This window comes from Leptospira yasudae, from assembly GCF_003545925.1.
Lineage (GTDB): Bacteria > Spirochaetota > Leptospiria > Leptospirales > Leptospiraceae > Leptospira > Leptospira yasudae.
The window spans coordinates 301914-320629 of record NZ_QHCU01000004.1 but is presented as its reverse complement, the minus strand read 5'-3'; the positions used below and the strand labels follow the sequence as shown (position 1 = coordinate 320629).

Here is an 18716-nt window from a genome sequence, read left to right as displayed (position 1 = left end):
GTTTTTACAGAATTCAAGGTTTTCCTATTCTGTCAAACTATGATCCGACGATTTTCCTTTGCGTTCCTTCTTCTTTTGGGTTTCTTAGCCGTGTTTTACTACGTGAGTTCTTACCAACAAGAACTCCAAGCCGATAGCTGGGACGGATATTTAGAATCCCAAGCGAAAGCGATCGTAGATAAAATGACTCCCGAAGAATTGACCGGGCAAGTCATCCATGTGGCGATTCCGGGCAAGTCCTTGGATCAAACCGCTGAAAAGGAAATCGAAGAGATTCTTCCGGGAGGAATCATTCTGTTCGGAATGAATCTCGGAAGCAAACAAGAAATCTTAAAACTCAATTACGAATTACAGAAGAAGAGCATGGAATCCTCCAAACTTCCTCTTCTCATTTCCGTGGATCAGGAAGGCGGAAGAGTTCTCCGCGTCAAAGACGGAGTGACTCAGTTCCCCGGCGCAATGGCTTTGGGACAAACCAAAAACGCGGACTACGCGTACAAAGTGGGCTTCGTCACTTCCTATCAGCTGCGTAAACTCGGACTCAATTTCGTGTTCGCGCCCGACTTGGATATCAACAACAATCCCGATAATCCGGTCATCAACACTCGTTCTTTGGGAAGCACGCCGGAGATGGTTTCCACCGCTGGAATCGGTTACGAAAAAGGTGCGAGAGTCGGAGGAGCGATTCCTACGATCAAACATTTTCCGGGACACGGAGATACGAACGTGGACAGTCATCTCGGACTTCCGAAAATCGACAAGACCTTGGAAGAACTCGAGAAGATGGAACTCATTCCGTTTCAAGAATCCATTCGACAAGGTGCGGAAGTCGTGATGAGCGCGCATATCGTGTATCCGAAATTGGATCCGAACTTTCCGGCGACTCTCTCCTCCAAAATTCTCACCGGAATTCTCCGCGAAAAGATGGGATTCAAAGGAGTCATCATCACCGACGCGATGGAGATGGACGCGATCGACGTTCATTACAAGGACAGCGATCCGGGAGTTCTTGCAATCTTGGCGGGCGCGGATATTCTTTTGATGACGAGCTGGGGTAAGACCACGCGCGATATGAAGAATCAAATTCTCACAGCGTATAAAAAAGGAACGTTTCAAAAGGGAGAACGCGATCTTTTGAAAGAAGCCGCATACAGACAGGTTCTTTTAAAACTCAAACACGGAATCGTGTACGAATTCTCTCCGAAGAAATCCGCAGCGAAAGAAAAACTTACCGAACTCGAACAAAAGGAAATCAACTTCTTCCAAGAACAACTCGCGGAACGGGAAAAAAGTTTCTTGGAAATCTTTTCTCCGACTTTGAACGCGGAAGTTTCCAGAGCGTCCATCGTTTCCTTTCCGACTTCTTTGAATCCGACATCGGTCAAAGCGGAAGAAACGATCTTTGCGGTGCGCGGAAAGGAATTCGAAACCGTTCTTACCGAAAAAAATCTTCCGAACTTCAACTCCGGTAAAATCACGGCGCTTCTCAAAGAAAACAAATACAAACGCGTGGTAGTTACGACCTTCAGCCAATTGGAATTGGATCTGGCAGCGGGTCTTGCAAAACGTTATTCGGACATCGAAGTCGTTGCGCTTCACTACGGAACTCCATTCTTAAAATTGAATACGCTTTCGAACCTGAAAATTCTATTCTCGTTTTCCCCGACCGTAGAATCCAAAAAGGCCCTGTTGTATTCGGTCGTGGAAAGGACTTCTCCGATCCCCGTCGTGGATTTGATTCTGAAAAACTCGAGCGACAAAACCGCATCGAAAAAACAATGACGCCTTCTCCCGGAAATCCTGTGGCAAAAACGGGAATTCCGGGAATCTACGTCCACTACCCCTACTGCATTCAAAAATGCGAATACTGTGACTTCTATTCGATCGGGAACGGAAAAAATCCGATCCCGGACGAAACCTCCCTCTTTCGCAGATACAAGGAAGAAACGGAGCGCAGAATCGCGGACAATCCCTCCATCCTCGACCTGAAATTCGACACGATCTTTTTCGGAGGCGGAACGCCTTCCCGCGCGGACGTCTCTCAAATCGCGGATCTGATCGGTTTTTTCAAAAAAAACATTCAACTTTTAGAATATTCTGAAATTACGATGGAATGCAATCCCGAGGACATCACGTCCGATTTCCTGCGATCGATCCACCAAGCGGGAATCAACCGTATTTCCGTCGGAATCCAGAGCTTTGATCCGGCAAAGCTGAAATTTTTAGGAAGACACTACGATCCGGATCGATACGGAAGCATTCTCGAAACGGTAAAGAATTCTCCGATCTCCAACTTTTCCGCCGATTTGATCTACGGAATTCCGGGACAAACCGTGGATGCGATCGTAAAGGACGTCGTTCAGGTTTTGTCCGCGGGAGGAAAACACATCAGCCTCTACGCGCTCACCGTGGAAAAAGGAACCGAATATTCAAGAAAGGTAATGGATCACCTCGTCCCCGGACCCGAGGAAGAAATCCAGGAAGAAGTTCTCAAATTATTGCCGGAAATGTTGGCTCCGCACGAGTTGTTTCAATACGAGGTGAGCAACTATTCCAAACCCGGATTCTTTTCCAGACACAACCTCAAGTATTGGACGATGGAATACTATTTGGGAATCGGTGCGGGCGCACACGGTTATCTGCCTTCGGGAAGATATTCCAATCCGAGAAACGTGGAGACTTACAAACGAAGAGAATTCTCCGTCGAATACGCCAAACCCGATCTTTACGAAGAATTGATTCTATCTTTGTTCCGATTGTTCGGGCCGATTCAAATGGAAACTTTTTACGAACTGATTCCCGAAAAGAAAGAAGTTTTAGAACGACATTTGAAAGAACTCGCCTCTTCCGGGCTTTGTGATTTTTCCAATGGAATCTTTCGTTGGAAATCGGAAGCCGTTCTCTTTTTGGATACTTCCATCCTCAAACTCTCCTCCTTATAAGAGCCCGTTCCCGGAGCCGCCCTTTACGAATCGCAGCTTCCGATACGGAGCTTTGCAGCTTGTCTTTTTATCAAAGTAGAATTCGGTTTAAAGAAACGCCGTAAAGTAAAAAGAATTTATTTCCATTTTATAATCCACGTGCTTCACAAATCGCGCGCTTGAAAAAATGGAAACAAATTCGGACGTATTTGTTACTCGAAAACGGATCATTTACCGAAACTACGAATCATGTGTCATCCGATCTATTGGATAGAATATTCAAAAATAATTGTATACAATTTTCAATATATATCAGAATCATAATTGATAGGAGACCCAAGAAGGACGAACTCCGTTTTGTATCCAAACGATTAACACGCAACAAAACTAGATCAAAACGGTTTTCAAAGCAAAATCAGGAACGCATTCTTTTTATACCAAGCAGTTAGACAAAAGAGAGAACCATGATTCAATCCCATACAAAAACACACCAATTCGAAACTTCCTTCGCCAAACAACAATGTGACGCGAACGGAAGTTTAAACATAGAAAATGCGCAGAAACTTTTGAACGAAGCCAGAAAGGAGGCTTTAAAACAGGCGGGTTTCGATTCTTCCCAAACAAGTACGGCTCATATAGAACCGCTCGTTCTCTGGTCGGAAAGCGATTATAGAGGAACGATTCAATTTCCCGATTCGATTCTCATTCAAACCGAGTTTCGGATGATTACGAACGCACGGTATCGAATTCTTCAGAGATTGATTCGAAAATCGGATCGCAAGGTCGTATGCAATTCGAATTCTTTTTGTATACTTTTCGATTCCGATCGTAAACGACCTTGGAAACAATCCGTTTCCTTGCGGGCTGTTTGAGCTTTTAAAAGAAAAGATCGATCGGATCTTTTATCGATACGATTTAAGATCCGATGCTTCTGTATCGGAGCGCGATTTGTCCGGTGCGGACGATTTCCTCGATTCCGTATTTGGAAAGAATTTCGACGATCGCGTTTACCTTTCTGGAATTCCCGGAATACTCGATCGTGATCGAAGTGTGCGTAAGATCCGCGATCTTCGCTTCGAACACTTCGCATACGGAAAGAATTTCCGTTCTGGTCGCTTCCGTGATCTTCAGCACGAGCAATACCAATTCTCTGCTGACACAATCGTGATACGCGAGGTCTTCCACTTCCAACACGTCCGGCAATTTCAAAAGTTGTCTTTTTACTTGATCGACCGTGGACTCGTCCCCTTTGACCACGATGACCATGCTGGAGATCTCCGGATTCACCGTAACTCCCACAGCGATCGAATCTATATTATAACTTCTGCGAGTGAATAAGCCCGAAACGTGGCTCATTACTCCCGGATGATTGTTTACCAGAATTTTTAGAATGTGTTTCATGCTTTTTTCAGTCCGGCCAGATCCTTGAATTCGATCATATCTTTTTGCGATTTGCCCGCGGGAATCATAGGGAATACTTTTTCTTCGGCGGGAATCATCACTTCCAAGAAAGCGGCTCCGTCGTCTTTTGTGAAGAATTCGATCGCTTTGTCGATTTCGGATTTATCCGAAATCTTCATCGCGGGAATCGAATAGGCTTCCGCGAGTTTTACGAAGTCGGGATTGAAGTTCCATTCCGATTGAGAGAATCGTTCTTCGTAAAAGAGTTCCTGCCACTGACGAACCATTCCGAGAAAGTTATTGTTGAACACGAGAACTTTTACGCCGAGTTTGTTCGCGGCGATGGTTGCCAATTCCTGAATATTCATCTGAATCGAACCGTCGCCCGAAACGCAGATCACCATCTTATCCTTTCTTCCGAACTTCGCTCCGATCGCTGCCGGTAATCCGTACCCCATCGTTCCGAGTCCTCCGGAAGTCAGCCAATTGTTCGGCTCGTCCAAAAGATAATACTGCGCGGCCCACATCTGATGTTGTCCCACGTCCGTGGATACGATGGCCTGACCCCGAGTTTTTTTATAAAGACGTTCCAGGAAGTCCTGCGGTTTGATCGTGGAACCGGAGTTGTCGAAATCGAGAGGATGTTCTTTCTTTAGGTTTTGAAGATAAGAAACCCAGGAACCGTGATCCTGTTTTTTTACGAACGGAAGAATGGCGTTTAACGCGTCCTTCAGATCTCCGTGAAGAAGATAGTCCACTTGAATTCGTTTATTAAATTCGGCCGTGTCGATGTCGATATGCGCCCGTACCGCTTTTTCGGCGAATTCGCCGATTTTTGCCACGCGGTCGTCAAATCTTGCTCCAAGATTCAGGATATAATCGCATTCCAATACGGCTTTGTTGGCCGCTGCGGTTCCGTGCATCCCGAGCATTCCCACGCTCAAAGGATGTGTGCCCGGAAAAGAACCCAAACCCATCAAGGTTGTCGTAACGGGAATTCCGGCTTTCGTCGCAAGTTCGAAAATTTCTTTCGAAGCCCCTGCGTTGATCGCTCCCCCGCCCACGTATAGAAGTGGTTTTTTGGCCACGTTAAGCGCTTCCGCAAATTCTTCCACGTTTCCTTTCACTTCGGGCTTTTTATAATGATGCGGAGCGATTTTCAAACGGGTCGCCTTGCGAACGTTAGTCAGCTCGGTTTGAACGTCCTTCGGAAAATCGAGCAGAACGGGTCCGGGACGACCGCCTAACGCGATCAAGGTGGCTTCCTCGAAATGTCTCGCGATATCGTCCGCGGATTTCATGAGTGCGTTGTATTTCGTGATGGGGATCGTGATTCCGAAAATATCGGCTTCTTGAAACGCGTCGGTTCCGATCGTGTTGGTTGCGACCTGTCCGGTGATCGCGAGAACGGGTACGGAATCCATCTTTGCGTCGGTAAGTCCGGTTACCAAGTTGGTCGCGCCGGGTCCCGATGTTGCAATGCACACACCGAGTTTTCCGGTGGCTCTTGCGTAGCCTTCCGCCATGTGAACGGCGCCTTGTTCATGTCTTACGAGGATGTGTTTGATCTTTTTGCTTTTATAAATTTCGTCGTAAAAGGGAAGAATAGCTCCGCCAGGATAGCCGAAAACGATTTCTACCCCGTATTCTTCCAGAAGTTCCACCATCAGTCTGGCGCCTGTAATTCTTCCTGATTCTGCGGACATGATTCTACCCCTTATCGTCCATAAAGATACCGGAAAGGCTACTGTCAAGAGGAACCGTGTTCTTAGATCCGCTGTTCTCCCGATGAAAAACGCGTTTCCCAAAGGTTCCCATGTTCAAAAAATTAATGAGCAAATCGGAATCGGTCCGACGGTTTTCACAGGGAGACGACGTTGTTTATTCCAACTCAAATTCTTCGATTCAAAACATAGTTGCTATTGAATGAACATTTTTATAAAAAAGAGAAACGGAAATTTTTTTCCAAAATCTAATAGATAGAAAGGACTAATTTTTCGCTCAAATCACTTTTTATTTTAAGAATGTAGCTATCTGTTCTTATTTTCTTTACAGAATATTTGAGCCTCAAAAGAATATTCAATGAATCTTGTCCGTCGAAAAATAATAATGCGAATTCCAAATTTGGAAGAACGAAATTTAAAAAAGAGAGAATCAAATGGAAAATCCTAATATTGAAAAAGAAGAAGAGGACAAACAATTCGCAATCATCAAAGGCCTTGCAAAAGAAGCCTATAAACTTTTAGATTCTCACCAGTATCCTAAAGCCGAAGCGAAGCTTAAGGAACTTCTGGAAAAAGATCCGCATAACACATACGGTCTGGTCGGTATGGGCGACCTCTTCTTCAAGAAGAAAGACTACAAAAACGCCATCGAATATTATCATAAATGTATACAAGAAGATCCCTCAAACAAGTTTTCTCTGATGGGTCTCATGAACTGCTACCGCGAGATGAATCTTCTTTCCAGAGTGATCGAAGTCGCGGAGGATTACAGACATATCACGATCACGGACGCTTCCATCCTGAGCCGCGTCGCGGACGCGCATCGCAAACTGAAGAACTTTAAAGAATCGGAAATTTATTATATGCAGGCTCTGCAGATCAATCCTAAGGATCAGTACGTGATCGTGGGTTTGGGCCACCTCTACTTTGCCTGTCAGAAATACAAGGATGCGATTCACTGGTGGGAAAAACTTCTTCTCATCCAACCGGACAACATCAAGATTCTCACCGAAATCGGAAACTCCTACCGCAAAATCAAGGATTACGACGAGGCGATCCAATACTATCACAGGGCGGCCGAACTCGATCGTAAGAACTTTTTCGCGTTATACGGTCTTGCCGAAAGCTACCGCGGAAAAAAAGATTTCCACAAAGCCAATCAATATTGGGAAAGAATTCTCGAGTTCGACCCGGACAACAAACTCATCATCAACCGTTATGCGGACAGTTTGCGGGGGATGGGAGAATTCGACAAGGCCCTCGAGTGCTTCAACCGGATTCTCGCGGAAGGAGAAGACTACTTCGCTCTACTCGGTAAGGCTTCTTCCCTCAAGCTCATCGGCAAACGCGACAAAGCCGAAGAAATTTATCTCGATCTTCACAAGAAATTTCCGATGGACCCGAGACCCCTTCTCGAACTTTCGGATCTTTATGTGGAAATCGACAAACCCACCGAAGCGGTTCGTCTTCTCGAAGACTTCCAGAAAAAACAACCTCTCAACGAGGAAGTAAAACACAAACTGGAAAGCATTCGAGGCGAATAACGAACTCCGTCCGTTAAAACCGAGTTAGGCGAATTAGAAACAAACCCGTTTTGCGGAAAGTGTAAGCATCGGGTTGATCACGACCCTCGTTAATTGCAAATCGAAATTCGATTTTAGAATTCTTCGTAAGTAATTCCTGGAAAGAGAATTCTCCTTGTGCTTCCGAGCCTTCGTCTTGAAATTTACCTCAAACAAGACAAAGCGCATAACGCGTAAACGGCTTTGGAAAGCAACGTATGAATGATATCACCCGATCGATCCGCAATTTCACCTTTCAATTCATTTTAGTAACCGAGGTAATCGGCTTCTCTCTCGCGATCGTAGCCTCGATTGTCTTTTTCAGATCCTTTTTGGAGCTGGATTCGAGTCAGCTCCAGAACGCGATTCGTTTGACCTTGGGTGTTTCCGTTTTCACTCTCGCCTTTACCGTTTATTCCGATCTGAGAAAGCTGAAACCGATTTTAAAATACCGCAAGGTCGTCGAACAGGGAATCATCGATCGGGAAACTGCGTTTGCGGCGCAGAGATCTCTGACCCGACTTCCTTTGTTTCATGCGATCGAAATTTCCGCGCGTATCTTCGTCACCGCCACGCTCATCATTCTTCTTAGAAGTTTCACTTCTTCCGTGGAGATCGCCGACTTTTACAACCTATTCGCGATTACTACGATCCTTTCTTTGTCGCTCGGGGTTTATACGTTTTTAACCACGGAAAAATTGACGACTCAGCTGATCGAGTCCGGGGCCTTCAGCGTGATCGACGCTTCTTCCTTGTTGAAGATTCGGTTGACGACCTCGCTTACGATGATCTTTATCTTTATCGTTTTGATTCTCGCGGTGGGAGTTTCGAGTCTTGTGTATAAGTTCAATTACGCGGCGGTTCGAAAGTCTTACTTCAATCAGATGATCAACGTGAACGAAACGCTTCACATTCTCACGGAATCGATATTCGACGAAATGAAATCGGATGCGGAAAAGCTAATACACGATCCGATCTTTCTTTCCTATGCGGAGAATTACAAGCTGAACGAGGCGGAACGTTTTTTGGAAACGCTTCTCAGCCGTTCGCCCAAATACGAATCGATCTCTTTGCTCCAAGCCGAGGGAGAATCCTGGAGAATTCTTTCGGGAACCGGAACTCTCGCAAAAGAAGGAGAATCCCTTTTAAAACAGTTCCATCTTCCCTCGGCGAACAAGGTTCTGGAATCCGTTTCCGCAGAACGAACCTTTGTCAGCGAACCGACGGCTTCTCCGGTTTCCGGAACCCCGGTCGTTCTGATTCTGACACCGATTTCGTCTAACGCGAAACTTTACGTCGCCTATTCCCTTCGAATCGCGGATCTCACGAGCAAACTGATCGGTTCGATCCAGATCGGAAAAACGGGTTATCCCGGTCTTTTGGGGGCGAGCGAAGTCGTTCTCAATCACGTGAATCCCGCCTTGAATCTCAAACGTCTGCAGGACTTTCCGTTTTACGAGCAGGTTAAAGACTATCAGGACAACGTTCCGGTTCGTTATCTCTTCGGCGGAAAATACAAGTACATGATTCTTCTGAAGAACAAGAAATACGGATTCATCACGTTCGCCTCCGTGGAAAACGAAGAGATCACGGGAGAAGCGATCGTCGCCGTGTACGCAATGGCGGTGATTTCCTTTTTCGGTTTGATTTTGATCGGAATTCTCATCCACATCATTCTTAGAAAAAAACTGAAACCCCTCGAGGAAAGCCAAGAAGTTCTCGAATCGATGGCCGAAGGGAATCTTACGCAGTCCCTCAAAGTTCTCGCATTGGACGAAATCGGAGAAATGTCCATCTCGATCAATTCGTTTAACAAAAAGGTGAAAACGGTTTTGGGTAAGATCATAAACGCCTCCAACAACCTCGCGACTTCCTCGGATGAAATGTCCGGAGCACTGAATTTCATTTCGGATAACGCGCAGAACCAAGCGGCTTCTTCCGAACAAATCTCCGCATCGATCGAAGAGATTTCCGCGGGAATGGACGGAGTGGAAGCGCAGACCAAAGAACAGGTCGGTCTTTTGAACAAACTCGCTTCGGATATGAGACTCTTCTCCGATTCGATCCACGAAACTTCCAGAAACTTGGACAAGACCTTATTCGAAGTCGAAAAAATCACGCAAGACGCAAAGAAGGGCGGAAGTTCTCTCGAACTCACCAATCAATCGATCACTAAGATCAGCAGCAGTTCGGAAGACATCGCGGGAGTGATCGAAATCATCAACACGATCTCTGAACAAATTCATCTTCTTGCGTTGAACGCCGCCATCGAAGCGGCAAGAGCGGGAGCCGCGGGGAAAGGTTTTGCGGTCGTCGCCGACGAGATTTCCAAACTCGCCGATAAAACTACGAACAGCATCAAGGATATCGAACAGATCATTCAGAGTAACGAAGCGGAGATCGGAATCGGAATTCAGAACATCACCGATACGGTGACCGTGATCTCCGGTATCATCGCGGGAATTTCCGAAATCAACAGTCAGATGAAGGTCGTGAATCAATTTATGGAACATCAGCTTTCCAAAAACGATCAGATGAACTTCACCGCAAAGGAAGTCAAAGACAGATCCGACGTGATTCAAGGTGCGGTTCGGGAACAGAAAATCGCGATCGAAGAAATTTCAAGGACGATCACGACGATCAACGATCTCAATCAATCTTCCGCGGCTTCCTCCGAAGAACTCAGCTCGAGTTCGATCGGTTTAGCGAAATTAGCCGAGGATCTGAAACGAGAAGTGGATTTCTTTAAACTTTAAACCGCGCGTCGGGGAGAAGACCGACCCGACATCGCAAAAACCCTTGATTTTTCCCCCCGTGCTTTTACTTTGCACTTTATGGAATGGGAAAAGATACTCAGGGACTCCGTTAAGGACAATAAGATCAAGGAATTGCATCTTAGAAAAGTCCCAACCCTCAAGACCTGCGACGATTGGAGCAAGGTCCGGGAGATCGGCCTTATCGATCATAAAACAAAATACGCACATTATAAAGGTGGATTGGTTAAATACGGAGAAGCGCTTTTCTTCGTAACCGACGAAAGACTGCAAGCGATCGCTCCGTATCGCAAGTGGGAATTCAAAACCAAAATCAAAGTGGAAGAATAATCTTCCCGATTCCGAGCCCTTCGGCTCGGAAAAACATTCTCTCTACGACCCTCTTCGTATTTTCGCTTTCAGCATCGCCGTCGCGACGATCTTTCCTAGAATACAAATCCGTACATCAAAACCGGAAAGGATTTCGGTTTGAGCCGGACAAAACACGTCGAGTACGCGGAAGCGTACGCGCATGCGGTATTTCCATTTCGGATTAACGGGTGAGATTTACGATGAGATTGAGTTTTTCGGAAACCGTGATCACGTCCTGAACGCGGTTTTTGTCCACGAGAACCGCCGTTGGACCGATTTCGTCCAACACGATCTTCTTTCCTTTGATCTGTCCCAAAAGAAGTTCCATCGTATTTTGGTCCTTCGTACGAACGAGAACACAATCCTCGGTGATGTCGACGACCGGAAGATTTCCGCCCCAATCTTCCAATAAGAAGAGAAGGTTCTGCGCGAGATCCGCCTTGCTGGAATTCTTTAAGAAGTCGATGAACTCGGTCGGTTTGTATCCGAGCAGAATTCCCAATTGGAACGCTTCCTTGGTAAGAACGAAGGTATAAACCCGATCGTAGTCTTTGAGTTCGGTAAACGCTTTGAGAATATGAAGTCCGTGAATGGAAACACGATCCGGAAACGCGATGATCGTAAAGTCCGGATTGATCGTAATCCCGCCTTTTTCCGTTTTGTGGGAAAGTTCTCCGGTTTGGAAAAAGTATTCTCCCAATTTGGAAAGTCCGAGGAAACGGTTCGGATATTCGATTTCCAAAAGCCCGAAGAGATGCAGATAAAAGATCGCGCTCATGATTTCCTTGCGGAGTTCGGCGAGATCGGACTGAAAATTCTTCGTTCTGAATCCGGGAGAAAGAATCATGTGCTCCCGAATGATATTGGAAAAGATCACCGAAAGATGAATGCGTTTCGCCTTGATGATAAGGCTCACGCACTTGTCGAGAATCGGCTTATCGTAAAAAGGCATTTCCGTCGCGGTGAAAACTTCCGCAGGCACGACCCGTTTCATACGGGCTTCGTTGACCTCGTGAACGACGAGTTTCATGATTTCGAAAATATCCTTCTCGTTAAAACCGTTCACGTCTCCCTTGAGAATGATGTTTTCTCCCTTGATATCGACGAGGTTCAAGAGTTTCAGAACCGGAAGAATCAATTCCATCTGATAGATCTGACTCTTTTCCGGAAAAATTCCGATATCCGGATTGAGAAGTTCCTGTTCCGTCCGTTTGTGATCCGCTTGTTTTACCTTTCCGGATTTTGCAAGAACCAGCCCTTTGCGGCTGATGTAGGAAATCAGTTTTTTGATATTGAGAAAGAAGTCTAAATCGTTCGCCGCGAGTTTTTCCGTTCTTTGTTTCGTTCCTTTTTTGATCGAAGGAAGAATCGGATGCGTCTGAACGTATTTTAAAATTTCATCGGGGATCGCGAAAACGCGGACGAACTTCTCGTCCACAAAACAAACGTCCACTACCAACCCTTTCGCGATCAGCGCGGGAACGATCTGTTCGTATTTGCCTCGGCTCGTAACGACGTAACTGCGGATGTCTTCCGCTTCGGAAACTCCACCGCTCAAATAGATACGGACGAGAGTGTCTCTTTCCAAATCGGCAAGAGATTGAAGGTTGAGATCGATTCCTTCCTCGGAAGCGGCAATGGAATAAAACTTTTTGATCGAATCGAGTTGTTTCGGAGCCTTAACGGCAGCCTTCCACTCGTCCGCGATTTCGGTCGTCTTCTTGCGATCGAGATACTTCTCCAAAGAGATCTTGTATTTGTCTCCTTTGAGATTTTGATCCAAAGGAACGAGATCGGCGATCTCCTCAAACGCATGATATTTATCTAAATTGTTTGTAAGACGTTCGCGGTTTTTTCTCTGATAGACGAGCTGATATTTCCGGAGAAGGTTCAACTCCATCTCGACGTTGATCGGAGGAATGTTCACCTTTCTCGAAATTTCACCGAGGGTGAGAACGTTTTTATTCTTAAGAATGCTGGTATAAATCGTAACCTGAAGCTGAGTCAGCTTTTCCAAAACTCCTTTCAGATAAAATTCATCCTGAAAGGTTTCGTAAAGGTAGGCTACGTTCTTATTTTTTTCTTTATAAGGAAGTTTTGCAAGATTCCAGAGAGTCGCGACTTTCTTCAGATCGTTGAGTTCAAGTTTATCGAGTTCCTGAAGTAATACTGAATCGTTGCTCATAAGGAAAGATACGCCGGACGGTGTATTTTATGTAGCCATAATCAGAATTTGAGTTCGTTCGTAAACAAAAAACCAGTTTTGACCCGCAGGCAATTCGGGGAATTCTCCGGTTTTTTGAACCCCCTTTCTGTTGTTGTCTTTTGAAAGGAAGTTCAAAATCTTTGTGATTATGGCCGGTTTTTTTGATTCCCTGAAAATGGGTTTTGGCGGTGCCACCCGAATCCTCAATAGCGGTTTTGTATTCTCCACAAAGACCATTCTCCTTTTAAAGGATCTCGCCTTGGGCGGAGATTCGATGGAGACCTTTCCGATCCGACTTCGGGAGGCCTTTGAAGAGTTAGGCGCCACGTACATCAAGTTAGGTCAATTCATCGCGTCGGCTCCTTCCCTATTCCCCGACGAGTTCGTAACCGAAATGCAAAAATGTTTGGATTCGATTCGACCGATTCCCTATGCGACCGTCGAAAGAATCATTCAGAAGGAACTCGGCGGAAAACTCAGCGATCATTTTTACAGCGTGGAACCGGTTCCCATCGCTTCGGCCTCGATCGCGCAGGTTCATTCCGCGGTTACGAAAGACGGCTTGGACGTAGTCATCAAGGTTCAAAGACCGGACATAGAATCCACGTTATCCGCCGATTTAAACCTGATCTACTTCGCTTCGGTCTTGTTCGAACGATTCGCTCCGGGCCTTAGCAAATCCGGAATCTCGGACATGGTCGAACAGTTCCAAACATCCATATTAGAAGAAATTGATTTTTACAAAGAAGCGGATAACATCGAAGAGTTCGAACGGGAACTTCTTGCGATGGGCGAAACAAGGGCCCGCGTTCCGAAAGTTTACAGAGAACTTTCCACGAAGAAGATCCTCACCATGGAACGTTTTTACGGCGCTCCGATCACGGATGAGAATTCGATCCGCAAATATTCCTCCGATCCTCAAAAGACCCTCACCGAAGCTCTGGAAATCTGGTTTTCCACGTTGGCTCGCAACGGTTTCTTTCACGCGGACGTACATGCAGGAAATCTAATGATCCTTCGGGACGGAACCGTCGGTTTTATCGACTTCGGAATCGTGGGAAGAATTTCTCCTCGCGTCTGGGACGGTCTGATGATCTTTTTGGAAGGTTTAAGTCTGAACAGAACCGAAAAGATCGCGAAGGGTTTGATCCAGATGGATTCCACGGCCAAAGGAGTGGATGAAAAGAAACTCGCCAAGGATTTGGAAGCGGTTTTTTCCAGAATGACCGAAATGGTGATGAAGGTTCAGATGGGCGATCTAGAATCCTTGGACGACAAGAAGCTGAACGCGATCCTGTTCGAGTTCCGCGAAATTTCTCTGCGCAACGGATTGAAGATTCCGAAAGAATTCGGTCTTTTGATCAAACAGATTCTTTACTTCGATCGTTACGTCAAAACGATGGCTCCGGACATCGACCTCATCCGCGACCGTGATAAATTTCTAATATGACGAAATTGTTAAACGAACTCGAAAAAGGTCAGGAAGGTTCGATCCTTTCCCTTCTTCCGAAACCCGGAAAGGAAGATCTGTTTCGAAACATCCTCGACATCGGACTTCTACCGGGAACGAGAATTCTCGTTTTGGAAAAATATCCGACTCAAAAGAAAATCGTTCTTCGCGCCGGTGAAGTGGAAATCGCGATCCGGGAAGGAGAAGCGGAGCTCATCCAAATAGGAGAAGTTCGTGGGTCATTCTAACGTGGAAGCGCACGCAAAAACCTCCCGAATCCTCATGGCGGGAAATCCGAACTGCGGTAAATCGACCTTATTCAATCGCCTAACAGGGCTTAGACAAAAAACCGGAAACTATCACGGGGTCACCGTGGAAAAAGCCGAAGGGATTTTGGGACACGGAGAACATTCCCTGAAGGTTCTGGATCTTCCCGGTGCGTTCAGTCTCGGAGGAAACTCCGAAGACAAACAGATCACGAGCCGTGTTCTCATCGGTCACGAAGAAGGAGATCGGATTCTTTTCGTGATGGACGCGTCTCTCGCGGAAAGAAGTCTTCAGTTTCTGCTTCAGATTTTGGAACTCGACGTACCCGTGTTAGTCGCCGTGACGATGCGGGACGTTCTCGAAAAAAAACGGGTTCACTTGGATCTGGACGTTCTCTCGAGGGAATTCGGAATTCCGTTTCAATACGTGAATCCGAAAAACGGCGATGGAGTCCAGGAATTAAAGGACCTTCTCGTTTCTCCCGGAGCCTTCCGTCTTCCGATCCGTTCCTTCTCTTGGGATAAGGAACGGGAGAATTTTACGAACGCACTGCTGCGTTCGCTCGACTCCGAACATTCAAAATCTCTTAAATTCGTTTTATTGAATTCGTTGAAGGAACTTTCGGGAGAGACGCTTCAGAAAGGTCTTCCCGGTCTTACTCTGTTTTCCGAAGATTCTCAAAACTTGATCCGAAAAGAATTCTCCCGTTTCGGGAAATCGTTCACGTATCTCGAGGAACTCACTCAAAAATCCATTTACGTCAAAAAGATATTGGGAAACGCCCTCGGTGGAAACCCGCTTCCGAACGAACGCGTTCTTTCCAAGGCAGACAAGATTCTACTGCATCCGTTTTGGGGATTGGTTTCGTTTTTGGGAATCATGACCTTGATGTTTCAAGCCCTTTTCACTTGGTCGGAAACTCCGATGGATTGGATCGAGTCGAGCGTCCAAAGCGTCGGAAGTTTTGTCGGCGGATTTATGGAAGAAGGTCCGTTGCGTTCTCTCGTTCAGGAGGGGATCATCGGAGGAGTCGGCGCGGTTCTCGTTTTTATTCCGCAGATCAGTTTGTTGTTTTTCTTTATCGGAATTTTGGAAGAGACCGGTTATATCGCGCGCGCTTCGTTCGTGATGGATCGTTTTATGAGCAAGTTCGGTCTTTCCGGAAAATCGTTTATCCCCCTTCTTTCCTCCGCGGCTTGCGCCGTGCCCGCGATCATGGGTACAAGAACGATCGAAAACAAAGCGGATCGAATCACTACGATTTTAGTTTCACCTTTGATCACTTGTTCGGCGCGGTATCCGGTTTACATTCTCGTGATCGCCGCGGTGTTTCCCGCGACAAAAATCTGGGGAATTTTCAGCGTGCAGGCTCTGACGATGCTCGGCTTGTTCCTTGCCGGACTGATCGCATCCATGCTCGCGGCTCTCGTTTTCAAAAAGACGTTCTTTCGATCGGACTCTTCTTATTTTCTGATGGAACTCCCCGCGTACAACACGCCTTCGATCAAAAGTCTTTTGTTAAACGTATTCAAAAAACTGAAAGCGTTTTTATCCACCGCGGGTCAGATCATCCTTTTTATTTCCGTTCTCCTTTGGTTTTTGGCGAACTATCCTCGAATCGATTCCGCGCAATACCCGAACGCGACCGAAGCGGAACTCAAAAAAATCCAAATCCGCGAATCGTATGCGGGAGACGCGGGAAAATTCATGGAACCGGTTTTAAAACCGATCGGTTTTGATTGGAAGATGGGAATCGGAATCATCACTTCGTTTGCGGCGAGAGAAATCATGGTTTCCACCCTTTCCATCATCTACGGAGTCGGAGGGGAAGAATCGGAAGACGATCTCAAAGAAGCGATCCGCAAGGACAAGGATGAAAACGGAAAAGAAGTCTGGGGTTTGCGGAACTCGGTGAGCCTTTTGTTGTTCTTCGCCTTTGCCTGTCAGTGTATGTCCACGCTCGCGGTGGTCAAAAAGGAAACCAACTCGGTCGCCTGGCCTCTCTTTTTATTCGGATATATGACGTTATTAGCATATACTACTTCGTTTATCGTTTTCCAGGTCTGGAATCTGTTCTCCTAATATAGATTGCGGATGTTCCAAAGAATTCCTTCCAATCTCAGGATCTTTTTCGGTTATACGATCGGCTTTCTGATCCTGTTTCTGCTCTATCGGCTTTGTTTTTGGTTCGCCTTTTCTTCCAAGTTCGCGGCGGCGAATGTCGGGGAGATTTTACTCGCGTTGATCGCTGGATTCCGTTTTGACCTTTCTGTGTGTGCGATTTTACTGGGCCCATTGGCGATCGCATCCGCGATCCATCCTTTGAATCGCTTTCGGACGTATTCGTTGTTTTGGGGAATCGTTCCGATCGTTCTTTTCTTTTGGGTCTTCGGACATTTGATCGGAGACATTTTGTATTTCAGCGAAACGAACAAACACTTGGGTTATGAAGGATTCGTTTTTTTAGGTTCGGAATTTTTCATTCTTCTCAAGGCTTTTTTCTCGGGCAATACTTTACTCGCCTTTTTATCTTCGACCGCGATCTTGATTCTGCTTCCGCTTGCGAGCGTCCGGTACATTCAAAATTATTCCTATAGGTTCGATTCTTCGTTTCGAAAGCGCGAACTATGGCAGCTGCTGATTCTTCCTCCGGTTTTGTTTTTGTTTGCGAGGGGCGGGATTCAAGCAAGACCCTTACGGGCCAGCGACGCGATGATCTCGGAAACTCCGATCGTAAATCAGCTCGTATTGAACGGGGTTTTTACCTCCATCATGGACCTTAAAAATCAATCGATCCCGGCCAATCTGCGGCTTTCTTATACGGAATCGATCGACGTCGTCCGCAAAGAGATCGAATATCCGGGCGCGACCTTTATCTCGGAGGAATTTCCGATTCTCAGGGAAACGAAGGAAACGAATTCCCGTAGGCCGCCTAACATCGTTTTGGTGCTTCTCGAAAGCTGGACCGGCAAATACGCCTATTCCCAAGGACAAATTCTTCCCGAAGGAAAAAAAATCGCCCCTCACTTTGAAACGCTGATTTCCCAAGGAACCTACTTCTCTTCCTTTTTTGCGAGCGGAGGAAGAACCACGAACGGGTTGTTGTCCACGTTAACCGGAATTCCGGACGGTCCCGGTTTGACCGTGGTACGAACGCCGCAAATCTTAAGCCGTTTCGGAGGACTCGGAACGATTCTCAAGCCGCTGGGATACAAAACTCTCTTCGTTCACGGAGGAGACGTCAACTTTGACAACATGGGTTTTCTCTTTTCCCACTGGGGTTTCGATACGATCCTGGGTCAGGATTATTTCGACTCGTTGCGGAAATACGAACGAGGCCCTTGGGGTTATTACGACGGAGATTTGTTAAACGAATTTCATGAAATCCTAATGCAACAAAAGGATTCTCCCTTTCTTGCGGTCACTCTTACATTGACTACGCACTATCCTTACAAAACCCCTTCGAACGAATACGAAATCTTTTCACCGAAAACCGAAGAAGCGGAATACTTCAACGTCTATCGTTATGCGGACGCTGCGATCCATTCCTTTCTCGAAAAAGCGAAAAAGTCACCTTACTTTCGCGATACCGTCTTTATCTTCGTAGGCGATCACACGCATCATAGAAATCTGGATTATTTCGAGGATCGAAACGTTCCCTTTTTGATTTACGCTCCCGGAAGAATTCCCGCCAAGATCGATCCCCGCATTTCCTCTCAACTCGACGTCATACCCACCATCCTCGGAATTGTGGGTAAGAAAGTTCAATTCTCCGCAATGGGACGCGACCTCCTCGACCCCAAGCTGCCAGGAGGAATTGCCTACTTTGCGTTCGGCAACTTTATCGGTTGGATCGAGGGGAATTGGATTTTTTACAGCCTTACGGATAAGATCCGCATTTCTCCGTTTTCCATCTCTCCTAGAATCGGCGAAACGGAAGAATGCAAAACCGATCCGGCAAAATGCGACGCGTATCATACGAAAGCGAAATCATTTTGGAACTTAAGTTATGAGCTAATGAACCGAAATCTTATATATCCACTTAAAAAATAAAAGTACG

13 protein-coding genes are annotated in these 18716 nt (G+C 46.2%); 10 read left to right on the top strand and 3 right to left on the bottom strand.

Annotation, left to right across the window (positions count from 1 at the left end):
- The first annotated feature begins 39 nt into the window (after positions 1 to 39).
- The 3 genes from DLM76_RS13075 to DLM76_RS13065 all read left to right on the top strand — a co-directional run bounded on the left by DLM76_RS13075 (position 40) and on the right by DLM76_RS13065 (position 3793).
- Positions 40 to 1782: a glycoside hydrolase family 3 protein gene (locus tag DLM76_RS13075; protein ID WP_241548244.1), complete on the top strand. Its 1743-nt coding sequence runs from the start codon at positions 40 to 42 to the stop codon at positions 1780 to 1782.
- A complete protein-coding gene (gene hemW, locus DLM76_RS13070) occupies positions 1779 to 2942 on the top strand; it encodes a radical SAM family heme chaperone HemW (RefSeq protein WP_118965458.1) in 1164 nt (387 codons plus the stop codon). The genes DLM76_RS13075 and hemW overlap by 4 nt, the downstream gene beginning before the upstream one ends.
- Before the next feature lie 443 nt (positions 2943 to 3385).
- Complete coding sequence (locus DLM76_RS13065; RefSeq protein WP_118955873.1) at positions 3386 to 3793, top strand: acyl-CoA thioesterase; 408 nt, start codon at positions 3386 to 3388, stop codon at positions 3791 to 3793.
- Between the two features lie 43 nt (positions 3794 to 3836).
- On the opposite strand, the gene ilvN is transcribed toward DLM76_RS13065, so the two are convergent.
- Both ilvN and ilvB read right to left on the bottom strand, forming a co-directional pair.
- On the bottom strand, positions 3837 to 4322 hold the full coding sequence (gene ilvN / locus DLM76_RS13060; RefSeq protein ID WP_118965457.1) for an acetolactate synthase small subunit: 486 nt from the start codon (positions 4320 to 4322) through the stop codon (positions 3837 to 3839).
- Positions 4319 to 6028, bottom strand: coding sequence for a biosynthetic-type acetolactate synthase large subunit (ilvB, locus tag DLM76_RS13055; protein WP_167450767.1), 1710 nt, complete (start codon positions 6026 to 6028; stop codon positions 4319 to 4321). Before ilvB ends, ilvN begins: the two co-directional genes overlap by 4 nt.
- A gap of 452 nt (positions 6029 to 6480) precedes the next feature.
- Between ilvB and DLM76_RS13050 the strand changes: the two genes are divergently transcribed.
- From DLM76_RS13050 to DLM76_RS13040, 3 genes are all read left to right on the top strand, one after another.
- Positions 6481 to 7590 carry a tetratricopeptide repeat protein gene (locus DLM76_RS13050; protein WP_118955875.1) on the top strand — a complete coding sequence of 370 codons (1110 nt, stop codon included), beginning with the start codon at positions 6481 to 6483 and terminating at the stop codon, positions 7588 to 7590.
- Positions 7591 to 7826: 236 nt separating this feature from the next.
- The gene (locus tag DLM76_RS13045; RefSeq protein ID WP_118965456.1) at positions 7827 to 10364 is read left to right on the top strand and encodes a methyl-accepting chemotaxis protein; all 2538 of its coding nucleotides are present in this window, start codon (positions 7827 to 7829) and stop codon (positions 10362 to 10364) included.
- Positions 10365 to 10442: 78 nt separating this feature from the next.
- Positions 10443 to 10712 (top strand): hypothetical protein, encoded by a 270-nt coding sequence (locus DLM76_RS13040; protein WP_002993672.1) that lies wholly within the window; start codon positions 10443 to 10445, stop codon positions 10710 to 10712.
- A gap of 202 nt (positions 10713 to 10914) precedes the next feature.
- Here the strand turns inward: DLM76_RS13040 and DLM76_RS13035 are convergent, their stop codons facing one another.
- Complete coding sequence (locus DLM76_RS13035) at positions 10915 to 12918, bottom strand: helicase (protein WP_118955877.1); 2004 nt, start codon at positions 12916 to 12918, stop codon at positions 10915 to 10917.
- A gap of 169 nt (positions 12919 to 13087) precedes the next feature.
- Here DLM76_RS13035 and DLM76_RS13030 point away from each other — a divergent pair, with 169 nt between their 5' ends.
- The 4 genes from DLM76_RS13030 to DLM76_RS13015 are packed head-to-tail and all read left to right on the top strand — an operon-like array spanning position 13088 to position 18709.
- Positions 13088 to 14389: an ABC1 kinase family protein gene (locus DLM76_RS13030; protein WP_118955878.1), complete on the top strand. Its 1302-nt coding sequence runs from the start codon at positions 13088 to 13090 to the stop codon at positions 14387 to 14389.
- Positions 14386 to 14637, top strand: coding sequence for a FeoA family protein (locus DLM76_RS13025; protein WP_118955879.1), 252 nt, complete (start codon positions 14386 to 14388; stop codon positions 14635 to 14637). Before DLM76_RS13030 ends, DLM76_RS13025 begins: the two co-directional genes overlap by 4 nt.
- Positions 14638 to 14671: 34 nt before the next feature.
- Positions 14672 to 16738 carry a ferrous iron transport protein B gene (gene feoB / locus DLM76_RS13020; RefSeq protein WP_167450776.1) on the top strand — a complete coding sequence of 689 codons (2067 nt, stop codon included), beginning with the start codon at positions 14672 to 14674 and terminating at the stop codon, positions 16736 to 16738.
- A 12-nt stretch (positions 16739 to 16750) separates the two neighbouring features.
- A complete protein-coding gene (locus DLM76_RS13015; protein WP_118965454.1) occupies positions 16751 to 18709 on the top strand; it encodes an LTA synthase family protein in 1959 nt (652 codons plus the stop codon).
- The last annotated feature ends 7 nt before the right edge of the window (positions 18710 to 18716 follow it).